At 63.8% G+C, this 19587-nt stretch carries 21 protein-coding genes and 2 pseudogenes; 13 read left to right on the top strand and 10 right to left on the bottom strand.

All coding sequences use genetic code 11. The features are described 5' to 3' along the window. Nucleotides 1-54: 54 nt before the first annotated feature. The 5 genes from D3227_RS13465 (at nt 55) to D3227_RS13445 (ending at nt 5886) form a co-directional block, all read left to right on the top strand. The gene (locus tag D3227_RS13465; protein ID WP_120014602.1) at nt 55-423 is read left to right on the top strand and encodes an RcnB family protein; all 369 of its coding nucleotides are present in this window, start codon (nt 55-57) and stop codon (nt 421-423) included. 140 nt (nt 424-563) lie between these two features. Beyond that, a complete protein-coding gene (dnaG, locus tag D3227_RS13460) occupies nt 564-2504 on the top strand; it encodes a DNA primase (RefSeq protein ID WP_120014601.1) in 1941 nt (646 codons plus the stop codon). A 362-nt stretch (nt 2505-2866) separates the two neighbouring features. Continuing rightward, nucleotides 2867-4894, top strand: a complete 2028-nt coding sequence (rpoD, locus tag D3227_RS13455) for an RNA polymerase sigma factor RpoD (RefSeq protein ID WP_120014600.1) — start codon at nt 2867-2869, stop codon at nt 4892-4894. A gap of 197 nt (nt 4895-5091) precedes the next feature. Next, nucleotides 5092-5385: a GYD domain-containing protein gene (locus D3227_RS13450; protein WP_120014599.1), complete on the top strand. Its 294-nt coding sequence runs from the start codon at nt 5092-5094 to the stop codon at nt 5383-5385. 132 nt (nt 5386-5517) lie between these two features. Further along, nucleotides 5518-5886: a thiol-disulfide oxidoreductase DCC family protein gene (locus tag D3227_RS13445; protein WP_120014598.1), complete on the top strand. Its 369-nt coding sequence runs from the start codon at nt 5518-5520 to the stop codon at nt 5884-5886. Between the two features lie 78 nt (nt 5887-5964). On the opposite strand, the gene D3227_RS13440 is transcribed toward D3227_RS13445, so the two are convergent. After that, entirely contained in the window at nt 5965-6222 is a 258-nt protein-coding gene (locus D3227_RS13440; RefSeq protein ID WP_120014782.1) for a DUF2798 domain-containing protein, read from the bottom strand. 273 nt (nt 6223-6495) lie between these two features. On the opposite strand from D3227_RS13440, the gene D3227_RS13435 reads away from it, so the two are divergent. Then, nucleotides 6496-7164, top strand: a complete 669-nt coding sequence (locus D3227_RS13435) for a PadR family transcriptional regulator (RefSeq protein WP_120014597.1) — start codon at nt 6496-6498, stop codon at nt 7162-7164. Between the two features lie 71 nt (nt 7165-7235). Here D3227_RS13435 and D3227_RS13430 read toward each other — a convergent pair whose 3' ends face one another. Together D3227_RS13430 and D3227_RS13425 are read right to left on the bottom strand one after the other, a co-directional pair. Then, on the bottom strand, nt 7236-7496 hold the full coding sequence (locus D3227_RS13430; RefSeq protein WP_006200022.1) for a YiaA/YiaB family inner membrane protein: 261 nt from the start codon (nt 7494-7496) through the stop codon (nt 7236-7238). Between the two features lie 60 nt (nt 7497-7556). Continuing rightward, complete coding sequence (locus tag D3227_RS13425; RefSeq protein WP_120014596.1) at nt 7557-8234, bottom strand: PspA/IM30 family protein; 678 nt, start codon at nt 8232-8234, stop codon at nt 7557-7559. Between the two features lie 158 nt (nt 8235-8392). On the opposite strand from D3227_RS13425, the gene D3227_RS13420 reads away from it, so the two are divergent. Together D3227_RS13420 and D3227_RS13415 are read left to right on the top strand one after the other, a co-directional pair. Further along, nucleotides 8393-9034 carry a TetR/AcrR family transcriptional regulator gene (locus tag D3227_RS13420; RefSeq protein ID WP_120014595.1) on the top strand — a complete coding sequence of 214 codons (642 nt, stop codon included), beginning with the start codon at nt 8393-8395 and terminating at the stop codon, nt 9032-9034. Between the two features lie 59 nt (nt 9035-9093). Then, nucleotides 9094-9387: an HlyU family transcriptional regulator gene (locus tag D3227_RS13415; protein ID WP_120014594.1), complete on the top strand. Its 294-nt coding sequence runs from the start codon at nt 9094-9096 to the stop codon at nt 9385-9387. Between the two features lie 7 nt (nt 9388-9394). Here the strand turns inward: D3227_RS13415 and D3227_RS42660 are convergent, their stop codons facing one another. From D3227_RS42660 to D3227_RS13405, 3 genes and pseudogenes are all read right to left on the bottom strand, one after another. Continuing rightward, nucleotides 9395-9532 (bottom strand): hypothetical protein, encoded by a 138-nt coding sequence (locus D3227_RS42660; RefSeq protein ID WP_245451755.1) that lies wholly within the window; start codon nt 9530-9532, stop codon nt 9395-9397. Next, nucleotides 9512-9874: pseudogene (locus D3227_RS13410) on the bottom strand (3' terminal RNA ribose 2'-O-methyltransferase Hen1); the annotation flags it as partial. The gene D3227_RS42660 and the pseudogene D3227_RS13410, both read right to left, overlap by 21 nt. A gap of 57 nt (nt 9875-9931) precedes the next feature. Further along, a complete protein-coding gene (locus D3227_RS13405; RefSeq protein ID WP_120014593.1) occupies nt 9932-10567 on the bottom strand; it encodes an FMN-dependent NADH-azoreductase in 636 nt (211 codons plus the stop codon). A 111-nt stretch (nt 10568-10678) separates the two neighbouring features. Here D3227_RS13405 and D3227_RS13400 point away from each other — a divergent pair, with 111 nt between their 5' ends. Next, nucleotides 10679-11626 carry a LysR family transcriptional regulator gene (locus D3227_RS13400; protein WP_120014592.1) on the top strand — a complete coding sequence of 316 codons (948 nt, stop codon included), beginning with the start codon at nt 10679-10681 and terminating at the stop codon, nt 11624-11626. Here D3227_RS13400 and D3227_RS13395 read toward each other — a convergent pair. Further along, nucleotides 11568-12194: a TetR/AcrR family transcriptional regulator gene (locus tag D3227_RS13395; RefSeq protein ID WP_120014591.1), complete on the bottom strand. Its 627-nt coding sequence runs from the start codon at nt 12192-12194 to the stop codon at nt 11568-11570. The genes D3227_RS13400 and D3227_RS13395 overlap by 59 nt on opposite strands. A gap of 66 nt (nt 12195-12260) precedes the next feature. Here D3227_RS13395 and D3227_RS13390 point away from each other — a divergent pair, with 66 nt between their 5' ends. After that, the gene (locus tag D3227_RS13390) at nt 12261-12683 is read left to right on the top strand and encodes a VOC family protein (protein ID WP_120014590.1); all 423 of its coding nucleotides are present in this window, start codon (nt 12261-12263) and stop codon (nt 12681-12683) included. A gap of 18 nt (nt 12684-12701) precedes the next feature. Here the strand turns inward: D3227_RS13390 and D3227_RS13385 are convergent, their stop codons facing one another. Continuing rightward, nucleotides 12702-13652 (bottom strand): S1C family serine protease, encoded by a 951-nt coding sequence (locus tag D3227_RS13385; RefSeq protein ID WP_120014589.1) that lies wholly within the window; start codon nt 13650-13652, stop codon nt 12702-12704. Nucleotides 13653-13822: 170 nt separating this feature from the next. Between D3227_RS13385 and D3227_RS13380 the strand changes: the two genes are divergently transcribed. From D3227_RS13380 to D3227_RS13370, 3 genes are all read left to right on the top strand, one after another. Beyond that, nucleotides 13823-14695 (top strand): S1C family serine protease, encoded by an 873-nt coding sequence (locus D3227_RS13380; RefSeq protein ID WP_120014588.1) that lies wholly within the window; start codon nt 13823-13825, stop codon nt 14693-14695. An 8-nt stretch (nt 14696-14703) separates the two neighbouring features. Continuing rightward, nucleotides 14704-15354, top strand: a complete 651-nt coding sequence (locus D3227_RS13375) for a helix-turn-helix transcriptional regulator (RefSeq protein ID WP_120014587.1) — start codon at nt 14704-14706, stop codon at nt 15352-15354. A 264-nt stretch (nt 15355-15618) separates the two neighbouring features. Further along, nucleotides 15619-16485: an SDR family oxidoreductase gene (locus D3227_RS13370; RefSeq protein WP_120014586.1), complete on the top strand. Its 867-nt coding sequence runs from the start codon at nt 15619-15621 to the stop codon at nt 16483-16485. 34 nt (nt 16486-16519) lie between these two features. Here D3227_RS13370 and D3227_RS13365 read toward each other — a convergent pair. Both D3227_RS13365 and D3227_RS13360 read right to left on the bottom strand, forming a co-directional pair. Continuing rightward, a pseudogene (locus D3227_RS13365) lies at nt 16520-17038 on the bottom strand (TIGR00645 family protein). Nucleotides 17039-17358: 320 nt separating this feature from the next. After that, the gene (locus D3227_RS13360) at nt 17359-19536 is read right to left on the bottom strand and encodes an OmpA family protein (RefSeq protein ID WP_120014585.1); all 2178 of its coding nucleotides are present in this window, start codon (nt 19534-19536) and stop codon (nt 17359-17361) included. Between the last annotated feature and the right edge of the window lie 51 nt (nt 19537-19587).

Raw genomic sequence — 19587 nt, 5'->3', positions numbered from 1 at the left:
AGTTCATCCTTGGCGCCCTATTGCTTGGGCATCGACAACCAAGGAGTACCCGTCATGAAACGTCTCGTTCTTTCCGCTGTCGCCGCCTCGATGCTGGCGGCCACGTCCTTCTCGGGCCAGGCCGCGCCGCTCAACGCGCCTGTCGCGCCGCAGTCGAACTACAGCCAGGTCGACTGGCAGAAGCCCGACAGGCATGTCGTGAAGAAGAAGGTCGTGGTGAGGAAGAAGGTCGTGGTGAAGCGGAACCATTGGCGCAACGGCCAGAGGTATTCCAGCTGGAAGCGCCACCAGCCGATCCGCGACTACGGCCGCTATGGCCTGCGTCGTCCAGGCCCCGGCCAGGAGTGGATCCGCGTCGGCAACGACTATGTGCTGGTCAGTATCCTCTCCGGCATCATTTTCGGCGCCATCGCCGCGCACTGATCTATCTCGAATAGTATCGCAGGAAGGCGGCCGCCAAGGCCGCCTTCTTTTTTGCCCTGTGAAAACCGGGTACGGTCGGCATTAGGAGTCGTCGTGTTCCGCCTGCGTGATTATATGGAGAACAAACGAGCCGTTGCCTGATGCGCTTTCCGCCCGCCTTTCTCGACGAGATCCGCGACCGCGTGCCGATTTCCTCGGTGATCGGCCAGCGCGTCGCGTGGGACAGGAAGAAGACCAACGCGTCGCGCGGCGACTACTGGGCCTGCTGCCCGTTCCATGGTGAGAAGAGCCCGTCCTTCCACTGCGAGGACAAGAAGGGCCGCTACCATTGTTTCGGCTGTTCGGTTTCGGGCGATCACTTCAAGTTCCTGACCGAACTCGACGGGATAAGCTTTCCCGAAGCGGTCGAGAAGATCGCCGACATGGCCGGCGTGCCGATGCCGGTGCGCGACGAACAGGAAGAACGGCGCGAAAAGGAACGCGCCAGCCTGACCGACGTCATGGAGATGGCGACCACCTTCTTCCAGGAGCGGCTGCAGGGACCGGAAGGCGCAAAAGCCCGCGCCTATCTGCGCGAGCGCGGGCTGACATCGGCGACACAGCAGTCGTTCCGCCTCGGCTATGCGCCGGACAGCCGCAACGCGTTGAAGGAGCATCTTGCCGCCAGGGGCGTTCCAAAAGCCGATATCGAGGCCTGCGGGCTGGTGCGCCATGGCGATGACATCCCGGTCTCCTACGACTGGTTCCGTGACCGCATCATGTTCCCGATCCCGGACTCGCGCGGCAAGATCATCGCGTTTGGCGGGCGGGCGCTGGCGCCGGATGCGCTGGCCAAATACATGAATTCGCCCGACACGGAGCTCTTCCACAAGGGCAATGTGCTCTACAATTTCGCCCGGGCCCGCAAGGCGCTGGCCAAGGGCGGCACGGTCATTGCCGTCGAAGGCTATATGGACGTGATCGCGCTGGCGCAGGCCGGCTTCGAGAATGCCGTGGCGCCGCTCGGCACGGCGCTCACCGAAAACCAGCTCGAGCTTCTGTGGCGCATGGCCGGCGAGCCGGTGCTGTGCTTTGACGGTGACCAGGCCGGGCTGAAGGCGGCATGGCGCGCCGCCGACCTGGCGCTGCCGGCGGTCCAGCCGGGGCGCTCGGCGCGTTTTGCGCTGTTGCCCGAAGGCAAGGATCCCGACGATCTGGTCAAGGCCGAGGGGCCGGATGCGTTCCGTGCCGTGCTGGCTGACGCGCGGCCGCTTGCCGACCTGTTGTGGATGCGCGAGACGTCGGGCGGCGTCTTCGACACGCCGGAACGGCGGGCGGAACTGGAAAAGACGCTGCGCGAACTGACCAGCCGCATCCGCGACGAGAGCCTGCGCTATCACTACCAACAGGAAATGCGCGAGCGGGTGCTGAGTTTCTTCGGCTCGCAGCGCAGTGCCCGGCAAGGTCGTCAGGACTGGAAACCGGGGCAGGGCAAGACGCCCGCACCCGGCGGGCAGTTCGCGCGCGGCGGCAATGCCGGCGGACGCACCGCGATCACCGAAAGCCTGGGACGTTCGGCGCTGGTCAAGCGCGGTGCCGAGGGCATGTCGGTGCGCGAGGCGACGATCATCGTGGCGCTGATCAACCATCCGGCGCTGATCGATGAGAATTTTGCCCATGTCGAATTCCTCGATCTCGCCAACACCGACCTGAAGCGGCTGCACGCCGCCATCCTCGACGCGATGGCGCATGACATGGCCAACGACCGCAAGGCGGTGATCGCCACCGTCGAACGGGCTGGCTGCGGCGATATCTGGGAACGCGCGGTTGCGCTGATCAAGCGCGCGCGGCAATGGCCGGCGCTGGAAACCGCCGCCCTTGAGGATGCCCGCGACGCCTTCAACCAAGCGCTGCACTTGCAGCGCAGCGCGCGCACCTTACATAGAGAGCTGAAACAGGCGCAGGCAGCGCTCGATCAGGATCCTTCGGACGAAAACTTCCGGCATCTGATCGAGATTCAGGCGCAATTCAACGATGTGCAAGCAACGGAAGCGCTGATCGAAGGGTTCGGCGTGTCCTCGGGCAGGGCTGGTCGCGCATAGGTGGAAACCTGCGCCAAGAATGAAGTGGAAATGCGTCGCGCGTCGTTTCGACGCCCCTAAGTCGGGTAATTGATTCGCTTTTTTCATGCGAATCATGCGAGAGGCGCTTGACCTTCTGGCAGAATGGCGGAATCAGGACGATTCGAAACGTTAACCCGTGCCCGGCGTCGACGGGAAACGAGCGATGTGAGGTACTGGTCACTGGACAGGCGGCACGCCTGCCACAGATACCAGGGTTAATCTGGACTTAACGAGAGATGCGGTTACTGGCCCGGTGACGTGCGTTTGAAGCGAGCGCATCCGATTTGACCGGCCCGGCAGCTTACGCGGCTCGATGCAGAGCCGCTTGGAGACGATAAAGAATGGCGACAAAGGAAAAGGAAGAGGTCGAGACCGAACGTGAAGGCGCCACCGATGGCCCTCTGCTCGACCTTTCCGACGATGCTGTCAAGAAGATGATCAAGGCCGCCAAGAAGCGCGGCTATGTCACCATGGACGAGTTGAATTCGGTGCTGCCCTCGGAGGAAGTGACCTCCGAGCAGATCGAGGACACGATGGCGATGTTGTCCGACATGGGCATCAATGTCGTCGAGGATGATGAGCAGGGCGAGGAAGCCGAGACTGGCGACACCGCGGCAGACGCCGAGGAAGACGCCAACGAACTGGCCGAGCAGACCGGCACGGCGGTTGCCGCCACCACCACCAAGAAGGAGCCCACCGATCGCACCGACGATCCGGTTCGCATGTATCTGCGCGAGATGGGCTCGGTCGAGCTTTTGTCGCGCGAGGGCGAAATCGCTATTGCCAAGCGCATCGAGGCCGGCCGCGAGACGATGATCGCGGGCCTGTGCGAAAGCCCGCTGACCTTCCAGGCCATCATCATCTGGCGCGACGAGCTCAACGAATCGAAGATCCTGCTGCGCGAGATCATCGATCTGGAAGCCACCTATGCCGGGCCGGAGGCCAAGCAGGCGCCGGTTGTCGAGCGCATCGAGGAAGCCCCCAAGGTCGAGGACAAGCCGCGCCGCGCCAGCCGTGAGGACGAGGACGACATCACCAATGTCGGCGGCGACACCCGCGGCCTGACGGACGACGATGAGGAAGACGAGGACGAGGTGAGCCTGTCGCTGGCGGCGATGGAAGCGGAACTGCGTCCGCAGGTGATGGAGACGCTCGACGTCATCGCCGACACCTACAAGAAGCTGAGGAAGCTGCAGGACCAGCAGGTCGAGAACCGGCTGGCCGCGGCCGGCACGCTGTCGCCCAGCCAGGACCGCCGGCTGAAGGAGCTGAAGGACCAGCTGATCAAGGCGGTGAAGTCGCTGTCGCTCAACACGGCGCGCATCGAGGCGCTGGTCGAGCAGCTCTACGACATCAACAAGCGGCTGGTGCAGAACGAAGGCAAGCTTTTGCGGCTCGCCGAAAGCTATGGCGTGCGCCGCGAGGAATTCCTCAAGGAGTACCAGGGCTCGGAGCTCGACCCGAACTGGACGCGCTCGATCGCCAATTTGACGTCGCGCGGCTGGAAGGAATTCACCAAGAACGAGAAGGACGCCATCCGCGACCTGCGCGCCGAAATCCAGCATCTGGCCACCGAAACGGCGATCTCGATCCTGGAATTCCGCAAGATCGTCAACCAGGTGCAGAAGGGCGAACGCGAAGCGGCGATCGCCAAGAAGGAAATGGTCGAGGCCAATTTGCGCCTCGTCATCTCCATCGCCAAGAAGTACACCAATCGCGGCCTGCAGTTCCTCGACCTGATCCAGGAAGGCAATATCGGCCTGATGAAGGCGGTCGACAAATTCGAGTACCGCCGCGGCTACAAGTTCTCGACCTACGCGACATGGTGGATCCGGCAGGCAATCACCCGTTCGATCGCCGACCAGGCGCGCACCATCCGCATCCCGGTGCACATGATCGAGACGATCAACAAGATCGTGCGCACCTCGCGCCAGATGCTGCACGAGATCGGCCGCGAGCCGACGCCTGAGGAACTGGCCGAAAAGCTTGCCATGCCGCTGGAAAAAGTGCGCAAGGTGCTGAAGATCGCCAAGGAGCCGATCTCGCTCGAAACGCCGGTCGGCGACGAGGAGGATTCGCATCTCGGCGATTTCATCGAGGACAAGATGGCGATCCTGCCGATCGACGCGGCGATCCAGGCCAATCTGCGCGAGACGACCACGCGCGTGCTGGCCTCGCTGACGCCGCGCGAGGAGCGTGTTCTGCGCATGCGCTTCGGCATCGGCATGAACACCGACCACACGCTGGAGGAAGTCGGCCAGCAGTTCTCGGTCACCCGCGAGCGTATCCGCCAGATCGAAGCCAAGGCGCTGCGCAAGCTCAAGCACCCGAGCCGGAGCCGGAAGCTGCGCAGCTTCCTGGACAGCTGACACCGGCAGCAACGACATATTTCTCGAAGGGCGCCGATGGCGCCCTTTTTGTTGCCGGCGTGACGGCTCTTGTCGCCCATCTCCGTCGGGAGGATACTTCCCAGGTCGGATGCATGTTCTGGGCGATAACCCGGATGCCCGCCCCGGCGGAGGTCACGACCTGCCGCCGTGCTCCGTGGCCCGGAGGGAGGTGTGCCATGACGACTTACATCGTGCTTATCAACTGGACGGAGCAGGGCGCAAAGAATGTGCGCGACTCGCCGAAGCGGCTCGACGCCGCCAAGAAGCTGTTGGGAGACATGGGCGGATCGTTCAAGTCGTTTTATCTTACCATGGGTGAGTGCGACATGGTGGCGGTGGTCGAAGCCCCCGATGACGCGGTGCTCGCCCGTTTCGCGCTGATGCTGGCGACCGGCGGCAACGTCAAGACGCGGACACTGAAGGCCTTCCCGGAATTCGCCTATCGCGAGATCATCTCCTCGCTCGGATAGGCGCCATGGCGGAAGGGTTCGGACCGACAAGTCCGGAACATTTTCTTTCGCGCGCAGCCAAACGGGCGCCGTCTTGACGGCGCCTGTTCGTCCGTGGTCCTTCGCTTGCGTTACCAACCGAATGCCGGGGCCATGCTCACCGTCTGGTACAACACACGCTGCCCTGTCTGCGATGCCGGCATTGCCAGGCAGAAACGGCGGCTGATCGAAGCGGTCAAGTCAGGCCGGATCGAATTCCGCGACATCAATCTCGAGCCGGCGGCGCTTGCCGGGTATGGGGCGTCGCTGGAAGATATCCGCCGTCGGCTGCATGCTACCGACGCCGACGGTAGATTGCTGGTCGGCGCCGATGTCGCGATTGCCGTCTGGCAGGCGACGCCGGGCGAGGGCTGGCTGGCGGCTCTGTTCGGCAATCCGGTTCTCCTGCCGCTGACGCGGTTCGCCTATGACCGTTTCGCCGACCTCCTCTATGCCTGGAACCGGCGCAAGGGCCGCTGGTAGCCTGCGCCTTGCCGACAAGGTCGGCATACTTGCGTAGGAGGAACGGCCCGGATTGTCTCCCGGCCTTGCCGCTGTCGGTTATCTGGCCGCGGGCTCGCACAGCCAGCCGACGATGCGGCGCACCACCGGCAGCACCAGCAGCAGTGTCGGAAACGCCACCAGCCAGGACAGACCCCACGCCGTCAGCCAGATGGCCGGCAGGTCGGGATGGAAGCCAAGGCTCTTCAGCGTCGAAATCAGCGAGACGATGAAGGTCATCAGCAGCGACAGCACCAGCGGGCTGACGACAGCGGCGTAGCGCGCAGGCAGCTTCCTGCGCGGGATTTTCATGGTCATTTCTGGATTTTCCTTGAAGTGTCCGGTCCGTCGCATTGGCATCCGTTCGCCGGTTTTCGGCGCAACTGCCCGGAAAGACCGGGGATGGATGCGTTGCTTGACGTCAGACGCTTACGGAGCGGTCGTCGACCCTCGACCGCCTTCTAGCCGCCGCTCCCGGTGAAATCAATCCGGCTGGTGCCGTTTTCAGATACATCGTAAGATATATCTTGACTCGGTGGAGGCGTGCACTTAATTAAGATATATCGTAAGACATAACTCAAGGAGTAAATTATGCCCAGACATCATCAATTTGGCGAGCATCCCTTGCGCGCATTCATGCATATGGCCGGCAAATTCGGTGGTGGTCGTGGCGGCGGCTTCGGCCCATTCGGCCACGGTGGTCGTGGCGGCGGCCGCGGCGGACCGGGGGACATGTTCCGCGCCGGGCGCATGCTGGCCGACGGCGATCTCAAGCTGATCACGCTGTCGCTACTGGCCGAGGCGCCGCGCCACGGCTACGACATCATCAAGGCGCTGGAAGAGCGCACCAGCGGCGTCTATAGCCCGAGCCCGGGTGTGGTCTATCCGACGCTGACCTTCCTGGAAGAGGCCGGCTATGCCACCTCATCGGCGGAAGGCAACAAGAAGGTGTTTTCGATCACCGAGGCCGGGCAGGCGCATCTCGAGGAGAACCGCGAGATGATCGACCATGTGCTCGACCATCTCGAGCGTTTCGGCCGCAAGATGGCCAAGGCGCGCGACTGGTTCGGCTGGAACGACGACGGCGAGGAGGGCGGCCGGCGTGGCCGCCACGAAAAGCGCGATGCGTTCCGCGCCGTACGCCACCGACTGCGCGCCGCGCTCAGCGACATTGTCGATGCGCCTGAAGAGAAGCAGGCCCAGGCGATGAGCATCCTGGAAAACACCGCCGAAGCACTGGAAGCGCTGTCGCGCCGCTGAAGCCGCTTCGCACTCCAGACAAAAAAGCCCGGACGATCCGGGCTTTTTTCGTTACTGGGCAATACCGGTCGCTATTCCTTGCCGACATATTCGCTGATCAGCTTTTCATTGCGCGCCTTTTCGATCTTGGCGGTCATTTCGGCCGAAAGGCGCTCGTCGGTGCGGTATTTGACCAGGTTCACCAGGCTGCCGGTGAGGAGCAGGATGCCCATGCCCCAGTAGCCTTTGGTCGACAGGTCGACTGGGGCCAGCCACAACGACAGGCCGAGCATGAAGTAGGCGGCGCCGACCGATATGCTGTTGAACATGATGTAGGTCTGATTGGCGTTCATAATCTTTCTCCGTTTGGTTGGTGAGGAATCGGGTGTTGTTGAGGAATCGGTTTTCGTGGATCAGTGGGTGGATTTCAGACGGTCGAGCACATCTTGTGCGCGCACCTTGGTCGAGGGGCCGTGACCGGCATCCTCCAGCCTGCTGCGAATGGCTTCCTGGCTGAGACCGGCGTCGATCTCATCGAGAATGCTCGCTTCCTCGAACGGATCGCTGCGCTCCCTGATGCGCGCCAGCAGCGCCTCGGCCTCGTTGAGGCTTGCCGTCCGACCGATGGACCGGTTCAGCCGGCGCTGCGCCTTCTGTTCCGCGTCGATGGCGCGGGCCGAGATCATGCCCTGGTTGAGGTCGACGATGCGCCGGTGCGCCTGTTCCAGCGACATGCGCATGCGCAAGGTCTTTTCCACCAGGCTGCGCACGGTGGCGCGGCGGACCTCGCGTTCGTTCTCCAATTCGGCGATGGCGCCGGCGCCATCGCGGGCGAGGGGCTCGTTGCCAGCGGCAAGGGCGCTGCGGGTGCGCTCCTCCAGATCGGCGATGCGGCGGTCGAGCTGGTCGAGGCTGGCCTGTTCGGCCCGCTGACGCACGATCAGCGAGGCGAGTGTCTGCTTGGCCGAAGCGAGGCCGGCTTCGGCATCGCGGATGCGCTGGGCGAGAAGATCGACAGCGAACTGGTCTTTCAGCCTGTCCTCGGCCTTGGCGCTCGCGCCGTCCAGCAATGTCCTGATAAGACTAAGCATTTTTTCGTTCCTCCGGTTATGAACGGTGTTCACAAATGCACCATAACAGAAAATGAACAGTGTTCAAGGAGAATTTTGAACGCTGTTCATGGATGCCGGATCATGGTAAACAAGAGCAGCCTTGGCGCGCGGGTTGACGGGTTTTACGGAGAACGGGTTTGGCACTGGACAAGGAAGAGATGAGCGAGCGTGTCATAGCCATCGCTGAGGATCTGATCGAGGCGGGCGGGGCGGAGAACCTCAAGGCCAGGACCATCGCCACGCAGGCCGGGATCGCGGTCGGCTCCATCTACAATCTGTTCCGCGACATCGACGATCTGCACCGCGCGGTGAACATGCGGTTGCTCGGTCGGCTGGGCGAAGCCGGCGCCTCGGCAATGGCAGAGCTGCAGAAAGCCGGCGTGACCGATACGCGCCAACGCCTGCTGGCGCTGGCGCGCGCCTATGCTGGGTTCGTGGCAGCGCATCCAGCGAGCTGGCCGGCCTTGCTCGCCTTCAATCGGCGTCAGCTGCCGCATGCTGAGCCGGATGCCTATGAGGCGCGGCTCAGCGCCTTGCTGCAGATCATCGCAAGGGTGCTTGCCGACGGCAGCTTCGGCCTCGACGAAACCCGGCTGCGGATCGCCGCCCGGACCTTGTGGTCAAGCGTGCATGGCATCGTCACCAGCGGCTATGCAGCCAATTCCGCCGGCAGGCAGGCCGATGAAACCTGGGAGCAGGTCGAGCTGCTGGTCGCCGTCTTCATCAAGGGGCTGGAACGCGGCGGGACATTCGATCATGCTGGGACAGCACCGTCGTGAATCGTGACGGTCGGCGCCGGCGATGCCATGGCGCCGGGGTGAAAGTGGAGATTTGAACCATGTCTTTTCTAAAACGACTTTTCGGCGGTGGCGGCGGTGAGGCGGACGAGCCAAAGAGCGCTGCGCCGGCAAAGCAGATCGAGCACAAGGGCTTCCTGATCAGCGCCACGCCCTACAAGGCTGAAGGCCAGTACCAGACCTGCGGCGTGGTTTCGAAGGAAGTCGACGGCGTCATGAAGGAGCACAAATTCATCCGTGCCGACCGCTTCGCCGGGCTCGACGACGCCGTCGACATCTCGATCAAGAAGGGCATCCAACTGGTCGACGAACAGGGCGAGAGGATGTTCGGGTAGACCGTCGCTACAGCCTTGGGTCGATCGGCTCGCTCTCCAGTGCCAGCACGCCGAAGACACATTCGTGTATCCGCCGCAGCGGTTCCTTTGCGACAAACCGCTTCAGCGCCTCGAGGCTGCGAACCAGAACCTCACCGCCACGCATCGGCAGCGGCGTTACCACGGCCTCCAGCGGCAGGTCGCTGGAGGCCAGTTCCTGGCGCTCCTTCGATATGCCGGTCATCGCGGTCCGCAGTGTTTTGTTGAGGGCAACCTAGAGGAAGGACGATGCCGCATAGGGCCGGTCGTTTACATACTGGTCCAGCAGGCCTTCTGCCTGACCCTTGCCCCGGACGAGCCCGATCGGGTCGACATCGAGGAGAAGTGCAGCCTCGCAACGCTCTTCCGTCGCCTCGGGATAGAGCAGCCACGCCTTGCCGAAGGCCAGGTCGGTCTCATGCAGACGATCGGGATGCTTGTGCAGCAGGAAGCCGAGATCTGTGGCCAAAAGGCAGGCGCCGTGCTGGCGTCTGCCTTTTGTTTTCGACCAAGGATGGCGCGTGGGTTACGCGGCGACGCGCTCGCCTGCGGTCGCGGCCACCACCGCGTCGACCTTGGCGGTTGCCTTGGCGAGAGCCGCGGTCGCCGCATCGGCGCCCATGGCGACGCCTTCGATGCGGATGACGTCGACATCGGTCATACCGATGAAGCCGAGCACGCTGCGCAGATAGGGGATGGCGTGGTCGAACTGTACGGCCGCACCCTCGGAATAGATGCCGCCCGAAGCCAGCACGATATAGACCTTCTTGCCGGTAACGAGACCCTTGGGGCCGTTCTCGCCATAGGCAAAGCTCTTGCCGGAGCGGGCGACGTGATCGACCCAGGACTTCAGCGTCGAGGAGATGTTGAAGTTGATGAAGCCGGTGGCCAGGATCACCGTGTCGGCGGCAAACAGCTCGTCTAGCACGGCGTCGGAAACGCCGACGACTTCGGCCTGGCGCGGGGTGCGGGATTCAACCGGCGTATAGATGCCGGTCGAGTAGTCGGCATCGATGTGCGGCAGCGGGTTGGCGACGAGGTCGCGCACCACCAGCGTGTTCGACGGATCGGCGGCGACGAGCTTCTCGGCGAATTCGGTGGCGATGCGGGTCGAGTGCGAGGCGGCGCCGCGCGGGCTAGACGTAACAAGAAGAATGGACATGGCGGTGTCTCCAGTTGAAGTGAACTTGTCCCGCCAGATATGGGACTATCGACCCATTCGAAAAACTGGTATATTTTCTATATGATCCATCTATAAATTGGATATGGCGCGATGCAGCCCAATCCGACACTCGACCAACTTCAGATTTTTGTGACGGTCGCCGAAACCGGCAGTTTCTCGGCCGCCGGCCGCAAGCTCAACCGGGCGCAGTCCGTCATCAGCTATGGCATCGCCAATCTCGAGGCGCAGCTCGGTCTGAAACTGTTCGAGCGCGAGGGTACGCGCGAGCCGCAACTGACCGAGATCGGCCGGGCGATGCTGGAGGATGCGCGGCGCATGACCGGTGTGCTAGAGCGCATCCGCTCGCGCGTCGACGGCCACCATCAGGGGCTGGAGGCGGAAGTCGCGCTGTCGGTCGATGCGGCGCTGCCCTCACCGGTGCTGGTGCGGGTGCTGAAGGCGTTCGAGGCGCAGTTTCCGACCGTGATGCTGCGCCTGCATATCGGCACGCTCGGCCTGATCCCCGATCATGTCGTCAGCGGGCAGGCCGATCTCGGTGTTGGCGGCCTGCTGGGCGAGGTCGACGTCCACCTTGTGCGCATCGGCTTCATGTCGATAGTGCTGGCTGCCGCGCCCAGCCACCCGCTGGCGCTGCTGCCGAAGCCGGTGGCGATCGAGGATGCGCGCGAACACATCCAGCTCGTCGTCACCGACCAGTCCGAGCGCACCAAGGGGCGCGACTTTGGCGTCTTTGCCTACCGCACCTGGCGGCTGACGGACTTGCGCACCAAGCATATGCTGATGCGCGAGGGGCTGGGCTGGGGCGGGCTGCCGCGCTGGCTGATTGCCGACGATCTGGCGAGCGGACGGCTGGTGGAAATCGATCTGGAGCCGTTCAGCGAGGTGCGTTCGCCACTCTATGCTATGCACCGGGCCGACCGCAGTCCGAAACCGGCGGCGGCTTGGCTGATCGACCAGTTCAAACGCCAGCTCGGCTGCTTCAACGAGTTCGAGCCGGGCCAGGTGCCGGACGACGAGCGGGAGACAATCCATCGATAAGCGCTACAAGCACGCCACGATGGTCTTCGATCGAGCCCCCGGCCTCGATGGCAAGAGCCGCACGGTCGAAGGCGGCGGCAAGCAGCGCGGTCAGCGCGTCCGCGGGTAATTTCGTCATCGTCTGCGCACGCATTGCCGCGACAAGGCCTTCGCGCAGCGAGCGGTTGCCATGCCGGTTGTCGATCTCGTCCATGCCGGCGCGGCCGAGCACGGCCGGCCCGTCGAGCAGCAGCAGCCGCGTGCGGCCAGGCGTGCGCATGGCGGCGAGATAGGCGTCCGACCCGGCGATCAGCGCGTCGCGGGCAAACAGCGAGGGCGGTGAAGCGCGATCTACCTCTGCCGCGACGGCCTCCGCCTCCTGCTCGACCACGGCGGCGAACAGCGCCTGCTTGTCGGCAAAATGGTGGTAGAGCGCGCCGCGGGTGACACCGGCGGCCGCAACGATCTCGGGCGTACCGGTCTCGGCATAGGGCTTTTCAATGAACAGTTTTCGCGCCGCGGCGATCAGATCGGCGCGCGTCGTTTCGGTGCGATCACGATTGGAGCGGCGCGCGGTTTCACGTTGCATACATGCAGCCTGTATGTTATTGAAATTTACATGCAGACTGTATGTTATCTGACGGGAGAAGGAAAGATGAAGACGACGAGCTATTATCCGGTGCTGATGACGGGCGACGTGGCTGGCACGAAAGCCTTCTATATGAAGCACTTCAGCTTCAAACCATTGTTCGAAAGTGACTGGTATGTGCATCTGCAGTCGGCCGAAGATCGCCGCGTCAATCTCGGAATCGTCCAGGGCGACCACGAGACGATCCCCGAGGAGGGGCGGGGGCGGACGTCGGGCCTGCTGATCAATTTCGAGGTCAGGGACCCGGACGCGGTCTATGAGCGGATCCTTGCCGCCGGCCTGCCGATCCTGTGCAGCCTGCGCGACGAGCCCTTCGGCCAGCGCCATTTCATCACCAAGGACCCCAACGGCGTGCTGATCGACGTGATCAAGCCGATCCCGCTCAGCCCGGAGTTTCAGGCACAATTTGTCGAAGGGCCGGCAGCCTAGGCGGAGAAACGAAGGGCCTCAACTTGCCCTTGCCACCGGTGTCACCGTCACCTGGCTGATGCCGGTCCGCCGCACCAAGGTGCATAGCGTCTCGCGGCCGATGCGCTCGGCGTCGAGCATGCGCACGAGATCGTCGACGCCGGTGATCGGACGGCCGTCGATGGCGGCGATGATGTCACCTTCCTTCAGGCCGGCCTTCGCCGCCGGGCCGTTCTTCTCGACGCTGCGCAGGCGTACGGCCGTATTGCTCGACACTTGCGACAGAAGGGCTGCCCGGCGCGGCAGATTGGTGGTGTCGGCGGAGACGCCGATGAAGGCGCGGCGCACGCGGCCGAAGCGGATGAGTTCGGAGATGACGAAATTGGCGGTATTGGAGGCAACCGCGAAGGCGATGCCCTGTGCGCCGTGGATCATGGCGGTGTTGACGCCGATCACCTCGCCGGCCGACGACACCAGCGGTCCGCCGGAATTGCCGGGGTTCAATGCCGCGTCGGTCTGGATGACGTCGTCGATCAGCCGGCCGGTGGAGGCGCGCATCGAGCGGCCGAGCGCCGAGACGACGCCTGACGTGACGGTCCATTCGAAGCCGAGCGGATTGCCGATGGCAATGGCGATCTGGCCGCGTCGCAGACGCTTGGAATCGCCAAGTGGCGCGACATCGGCAAAGCTGCCGTCGGAGCGCACCAGCGCGATGTCGGTGTCAGGGTCGCGGCCGAGCACGCGGCCTTCGCGCGAGGCGCCGTCCGGCATCGACACGCGCACTGTTTTCGCGTCGCCGACGACATGGAAATTGGTGACGACCAGCCCGTCCTGCGCGATGACGAAGCCGGAGCCATGGCCGCCGGCGCCAGCGATGCGCTCGATGCGGCAGACGGCCGGACCGATGCGGTCGACAGCGTCGGCAACGGTCGCCGAGTAGGCATCGAGTAGCGTGTCGTCGGGTTGCAGTTTCTGGGCGGGTAGGGCCATTTTCTGGGGCTCCGTGTCATAAGGCATAAGGATGACTATATGTGCGGAGCGGCCTGTTCGGCCGCGACCTGACCAGATGGCCAGTCACACCGGCAACTAGCCGTCAGGCGAGTACCAACCTTCGCACAAGGCAGCGATATCTGGGACATGAGAAACCCAGGAGACCAATCATGAGCGACTTCAATCTGAGCGCGTTTTCCGACGCCGTCGCCGATGTCGCGGCCACTGCGGCGCCGGCCATGGCGAGCCTTGCCACGCATCACCATCGCACGGTGAGCGCCTTCCACTGGCGTGACGGCTATTTCGTTACCGCCGAGGAGGCCGTGGAGGCGGGTGAGGAGATCGAGCTGACGCTGGCTTCGGGCGAGACGGTGAAGGCCGAACTGGTCGGCCGCGACCCTTCGACCGGCGTCGCCCTGCTGAAACCGGCCGAAGCGGTCAACACCGCGCCGCTGACCAAGGCCGATGGCGTGCGGCCGGGCAATCTGGCCATCACCGTCGGCAACAGCGACGGCGGGGCGCTTGCCGTGTTCGGAACGGTCGGCGAGGTCGGCCCGGCCTGGCGCTCGATGCGCGGCGGCGCGATCGACCGGCGCATCAATCTCGCCGTCAATGCCGGCGGCCGCTTCGAGGGCGGCCCGGTGCTCGACGCCAAGGGCGGGCTGATCGGCATGCTTCTGTTCGGGCCGCGACGGCGGGCGCTGGTCATGCCCTACGAGACGATCGAACGGGCAGTTGTGACGCTGCGCGAAAAAGGCCATGTCGCGCGCGGCTATCTCGGCGCGGGCCTACATCCGGTTCACAACAGCGACACGCATGGCGCGATGGTGATGAGCCTCGACGACAGCGGTCCGGCCAAGGCCGCCGGCCTCTATGTTGGTGACATCATCGTGGCGTGGAACGGCGAGGCCGTGCATGGGCCGCGCGATCTGATCCGCAAGCTCGGGCCGGACAGCGCCGGCGCCTCGGTGACGCTCGGCGTCGTGCGCGGCGGCGAGCAGCGCGATGTCGCCGTGACCATCGGCGAGAAGCCGCTGAGCTGAGAGGACGGATGGCGGACAGCGCAAGCCATATCATCGCGAGGAGCGAACTGGCGGGCCACCGGTTGACGGTGCTGATCGCGCTTGGCGATGCCGCGCGCGCCGAACGGCTGTGCGCGACCCTTGCCGCTGCCGGTGACCTGCAGCCGGTCATGGCCGGCAGCAACTCCAGCCAGGCGGCGGATATGGCCATCGTCGATGAGGGCGGTCTGGAAGGTATCGACCTCGCGACACCTCGGGTGCTGCTGTCCCGCGGGACCACCCAAAGGCCGCTGACCGACAACCTGCTTGCCGTGCTGCCGGTGATGGCCGACGACCTGCTGATTGCCGCTGCCGTGCGGCTGGTGGCGGCGGGCTACCGGATTTCGGGGGGAGGCCGTGCCTTGCCCGACCGGCACGACGATTTCGCTTTCCATGACGGCGATCTGTTCGACGAGGAACCGGCAGATGACAAAGTCGGCCGGCCGGCGCTGTCGCCGCGCGAGGCGGAAGTGTTGGCGCTGCTCGCCGAAGGCGCGCCCAACAAGGTGATTGCCAGGCGGCTGAATATTTCCGTGCACACGGCGAAGTTCCACGTCGCCGCGATCCTGATCAAGCTCGGCGCTGCCAACCGTACCGATGCGATCGCTATCGCCATGCGGCAGGGCTTGGTGCTCGTTTAGGGTCTATCGATATTCAGGTGACGCCGGTCTGCAAACAGCAGCTTCGCGCTTCCGGTGCTCGCGTACCCAAAAGTACGCTCCGCTCCGGTACTCGGAACCCGTTGTTTCGACTCGGCCTGACCTGAATCGCAACAGACCCTGGTCCGGCTTCACCAGTTTCCGACCCTACGCAGCGTAACCAGCTTTGCATGCTTTCGGCTCTTGCGCTGCGGTTGCCTGCCGCGCAAAGGTTCGCACCTGTCGTGCTAAAAGGGAGGTGGAAAAATGTCGCTCAAGGGAAAGACGCTGTTCATCTCCGGCGGGTCGCGCGGCATTGGGCTGGCGATCGCGCTGCGCGCGGCGCGTGACGGTGCCAATGTGACGATCGCCGCCAAGACCGCCGAGCCGCACCCCAAGCTGCCGGGCACGATCTATACGGCGGTCGAGGAGATCGAGCAGGCGGGCGGCAAGGGGCTGCCCGTCTTGTGCGACATTCGGGAGGAAGCGCAAGTCGCCGAAGCTGTCGCCAAAACGGTCGAAAAGTTCGGCGGCATCGACATCTGCGTCAACAATGCCAGCGCCATCCAGCTCACCGGCACGCTTGAGACCGACATGAAGCGCTACGATCTGATGCACCAGATCAACACGCGCGGCACCTTCCTGGTCTCCAAAATGTGCATTCCGCACCTGAAGTTGGCTAAAAATCCTCACATCCTGAATCTGGCGCCGCCGCTCGACATGAAGGCCAAATGGTTCAAGAACCACGTCGCCTACACGATGGCCAAGTTCGGCATGTCGATGTGCACGCTGGGCATGAGCGCGGAGTTCGCTAGGGACGGCATCGCCGTCAACTCGCTGTGGCCGATCTCGACCATCGACACGGCGGCGGTGCGCAATCTGCTCGGCGGTGCCACTGTGGTGGCCATGAGCCGTTCGCCCGACATCATGGCCGATGCCGCGCATGCGATCTTCATGCGGCCGTCGCGCGAGGCGACCGGCAATTTCTACATCGACGAGGAGGTGCTGCGCACCGAAGGCGTCAGCGATTTTTCCGTCTATTCGCCAGGAGCGACCGGACCGCTCGCCGGCGACTTTTTTGTCCCCGACGACGTGTTCGCGAATTCTGCAACGAGCATCAAAAGGATTTACTAGCGGGACGGCGCTGCTGTCGCTTTGCCTATAGGCGTCAATCCGCCCCGCCCTTCGCAGCCTTGCCCAGACCCATCAGCCGGTCGATGTAGGCCAGCATGAAGGCCGACAGCACGAAGGCGAGGTGGATGATCGTCAGCCACATCAACTGATCGGTCGTATAGGAGACCGAGTTCAGGAAGACCTGCAGCAAGTGGATGGACGAGATGGCGACGATGGTCGAGGCGACCTTGACCTTCAGCGAACCGAATCGATCGTGCCCAGCCAGTGCACCTCGCCGTCATTCTCGTCGAAACGGCTGACGAAGTTCTCGTAGCCCGAGATGATCACCATCACCAACAGCGAAGCGACAAGTGCTGCGTCGATCAGGCCGAGCATCTTGAGGATGGTGTCGGTGTCACCAAGCGTGAACGCCACGGTGACGAACTCGTAGAGTTTCTTGCCGAAGGACAGGGCATAGATGGCAAGTGCCAGGCCTAGCCCGATATAGAACACGACCAGCAGCCAGCGCGTGGCGAGAAATGATCGATTCGATGGCGAGTTCGAGACGTTTCATATTTGGTTCCGGTCTATTTGGCACTGTCGTATTTCGGGCAGGCCGCCACGGTTTGCAAGGGCGGTTGTCGAGGGAAACAAAAACCCCGCCGGAGGGGACCGGCGGGGCTCATGTGTCCCGCTGGAGTCGGGACAGGGCAGGGAACGCCCTTTCGAAATCTGGGGTTGTCAATGCGGCTATTCAATGATCTCCACCGAATCGCCGGCTACAATTCTTCTTGAGTGTGCTCCTTCGCGAGCAGGCCCATCCCAGCAAAACGGGATGGGTCTGCTCTTGCTTTCGCGATTCCGGAAACCCGCTCAGGCTTCTGGAATCATGCACTAATTCGCGCTGGCCACCGGCGCCACCAGCGAGGTGATGCGGCGAATGCCAACGCGGCGGTTCTCACGGTTGGGGCCCGACGTGTCGACCTTGAGATACTCTTCGCCATAGCCCTGCGTCGTCAGGTTCTCCGGCGGGATGCCGAAGGCATTGGTGAGCGCCTCGGCGACCGCTTCAGCGCGTCGGTCGGACAGAGCAAGGTTCGCCTCCGGCGTGCCGACGGCGTCGGTATGGCCTTCGATCAGGAAGGTCTCCGCGGGGTTCTTCTTCAACAACTTCTCCATGGCACTGGCGACGCCGTCGAGCTTCTGCACCTCGGTATCGGAGATGGAGGCCGAACCGAACTCGAAGTTCAGCGTGTCGAGATCGACGCGGCGGGCAATGTCGCGCACCCGGGCCGAACGTTTGACCTCGTCGATCGAGTAGAGGCGCTGCACCCGCTCTACCGGCGGCTGTTCGAGGAAGGTGTAGTAGTCGTCGGGATCCTCGACATCCTCGGAGTCCAGGATGTACTCATCGCGCGGAATGGTGAGCTGCATCGGCGGCAGGTCGTCGCCGGGATCGCGCCAGTCGCCATCATCCTCATAGTGACGCTCGTCGACATAGCTCAGCACATATTCGCGACCATCCGGCGCAATGCGCGAACGCTGGATGACGTCGCCGTAGCGGTTGCGGATGGTGACGATCTGGACGCCGTTGTCACGCTCGACGATTTCCCGGGTGCGATTGCCCGACAGATCTTCATAATAGACGTTCCTGGCGCCGCGGTGCATGCGCGGTGAATCATTGCTTTCCACGATCGTCTGGTTGTTGAACTGCAGGATGACGCGGTCACCGAGTTCCCTGACGACGTCGACGCCTTTCGGACGCCGGCGGTCGCGCACGTTCTCATCAGGCGCACGCTCGACGCGCTTGCCCTTTTCCTCCGTCACCGGGGCGATCTTTTCAGGCTGGATTGCCTGCTGAGCCGACTTGTCGTCGGTGGGCGGCGGTCCCTGGTCGACCGGAGCCGGCTTCGGGGCTTGCACCTGTTCGCCATTCTGCTGGGCGGGCTGGTTGGCCTGTTCGCCGCTCGCATTCTCGCCTCCCTGCTGGCCGTTCTTGCCCTTGCGCTTGCGCAGGACATCCTTCTGGCTGTCGAGGATAGGGGCTGCGTTCTTGTCGGCCGGAGCTTCGCCCTGGGCCGCATTCTCACCCTGGGCCGGCTGTTCGCCGGTCACGGGCTGCTGGCCATTGGCGGGTTGTTCGGCCGTCGAAGGCTGTTCTCCGGTGGCCGGCTGCTCTCCCGTCACCGGCTGTTCGCCGACAGGCTTCTTGCCGCGCTTCTTCTTGTCCTGAGGCTGTTCGCCCTCGGCGGGCGCCGCCTGCTGCTCAGGCTGAAGCGGTTCGGCCTGCGGGACCGGCTCGCCGGCGGGCGCTTCCTTCTTGGCCGGCGCCTGTTCGGCGGGCGCGGCTTCGATCTGCTGATCCTGCTTGCGCTTCTTGCGCAGGGGCTGTGGGTTGTTGTCGTTTGCCGGGGCCGCCTGCTCGGCTGGCTGTTCGGCAGGTGCGGCCTCGATCTGCTGCTGCTGGTCGCGCTTCTTCTTGCGCGGCTTTATCGGTTGCTCTTCGTTTGCCGGAGCGGCCTGCTCGGCGGGCTGTTCGGCAGGTGCGGCCTCGATCTGCTGCTGCTGGTCGCGCTTCTTCTTGCGCGGCTTGATCGGCTGCTCTTCGTTTGCTGGAGCGGCCTGCTCGGCGGGCTGTTCGGCAGGTGCGGCCTCGATCTGCTGTTGCTGGTCTCGCTTCTTCCTGCGCGGCAACTGCTGCTCAGCGGCAGGCGCGGCCTGTTCGGCCGGAGCCTGTTCGGTTTGCTGCTGTTGATCACGCTTCTTCCTGCGCGGCTGCTGCTCCTGCTCGCCCTGTGCCGGCGCGGCCTGCTCCGCTGGCGCGGATTCTGTTTGCTGCTGCTGGTCGCGCTTCTTTCTCTTGGGCTGCTCCGGCTCCCCCTGCTGTTTCTGCGCGCAGGCCTCTGCCGATTCGCCCTCGGCACAGGCTGCTTGCGCCAGGATCAGCGGCGCGGCGGTGTGCTGCAGAGGGCCGAAAGCGGCACTGCCCTGCAGCGGGTACGCGCCCAACGGCGCGGATGCCATCAGCAGGCCAATTGCTGTGCCTGCCAGAATCCGTGGTTGGCGTTTCATCTCAAATTCTCCTTGTGGGGTCCCATCCCTGCCCAAACTTTCATCATCCGG

Origin of the sequence: Mesorhizobium waimense (assembly GCF_003601975.1) — a bacterium.
Taxonomy (GTDB): domain Bacteria; phylum Pseudomonadota; class Alphaproteobacteria; order Rhizobiales; family Rhizobiaceae; genus Mesorhizobium; species Mesorhizobium waimense.
Note: the sequence above shows the minus strand (reverse complement) of the source record. Positions and strands in the feature narration are given on the sequence as shown.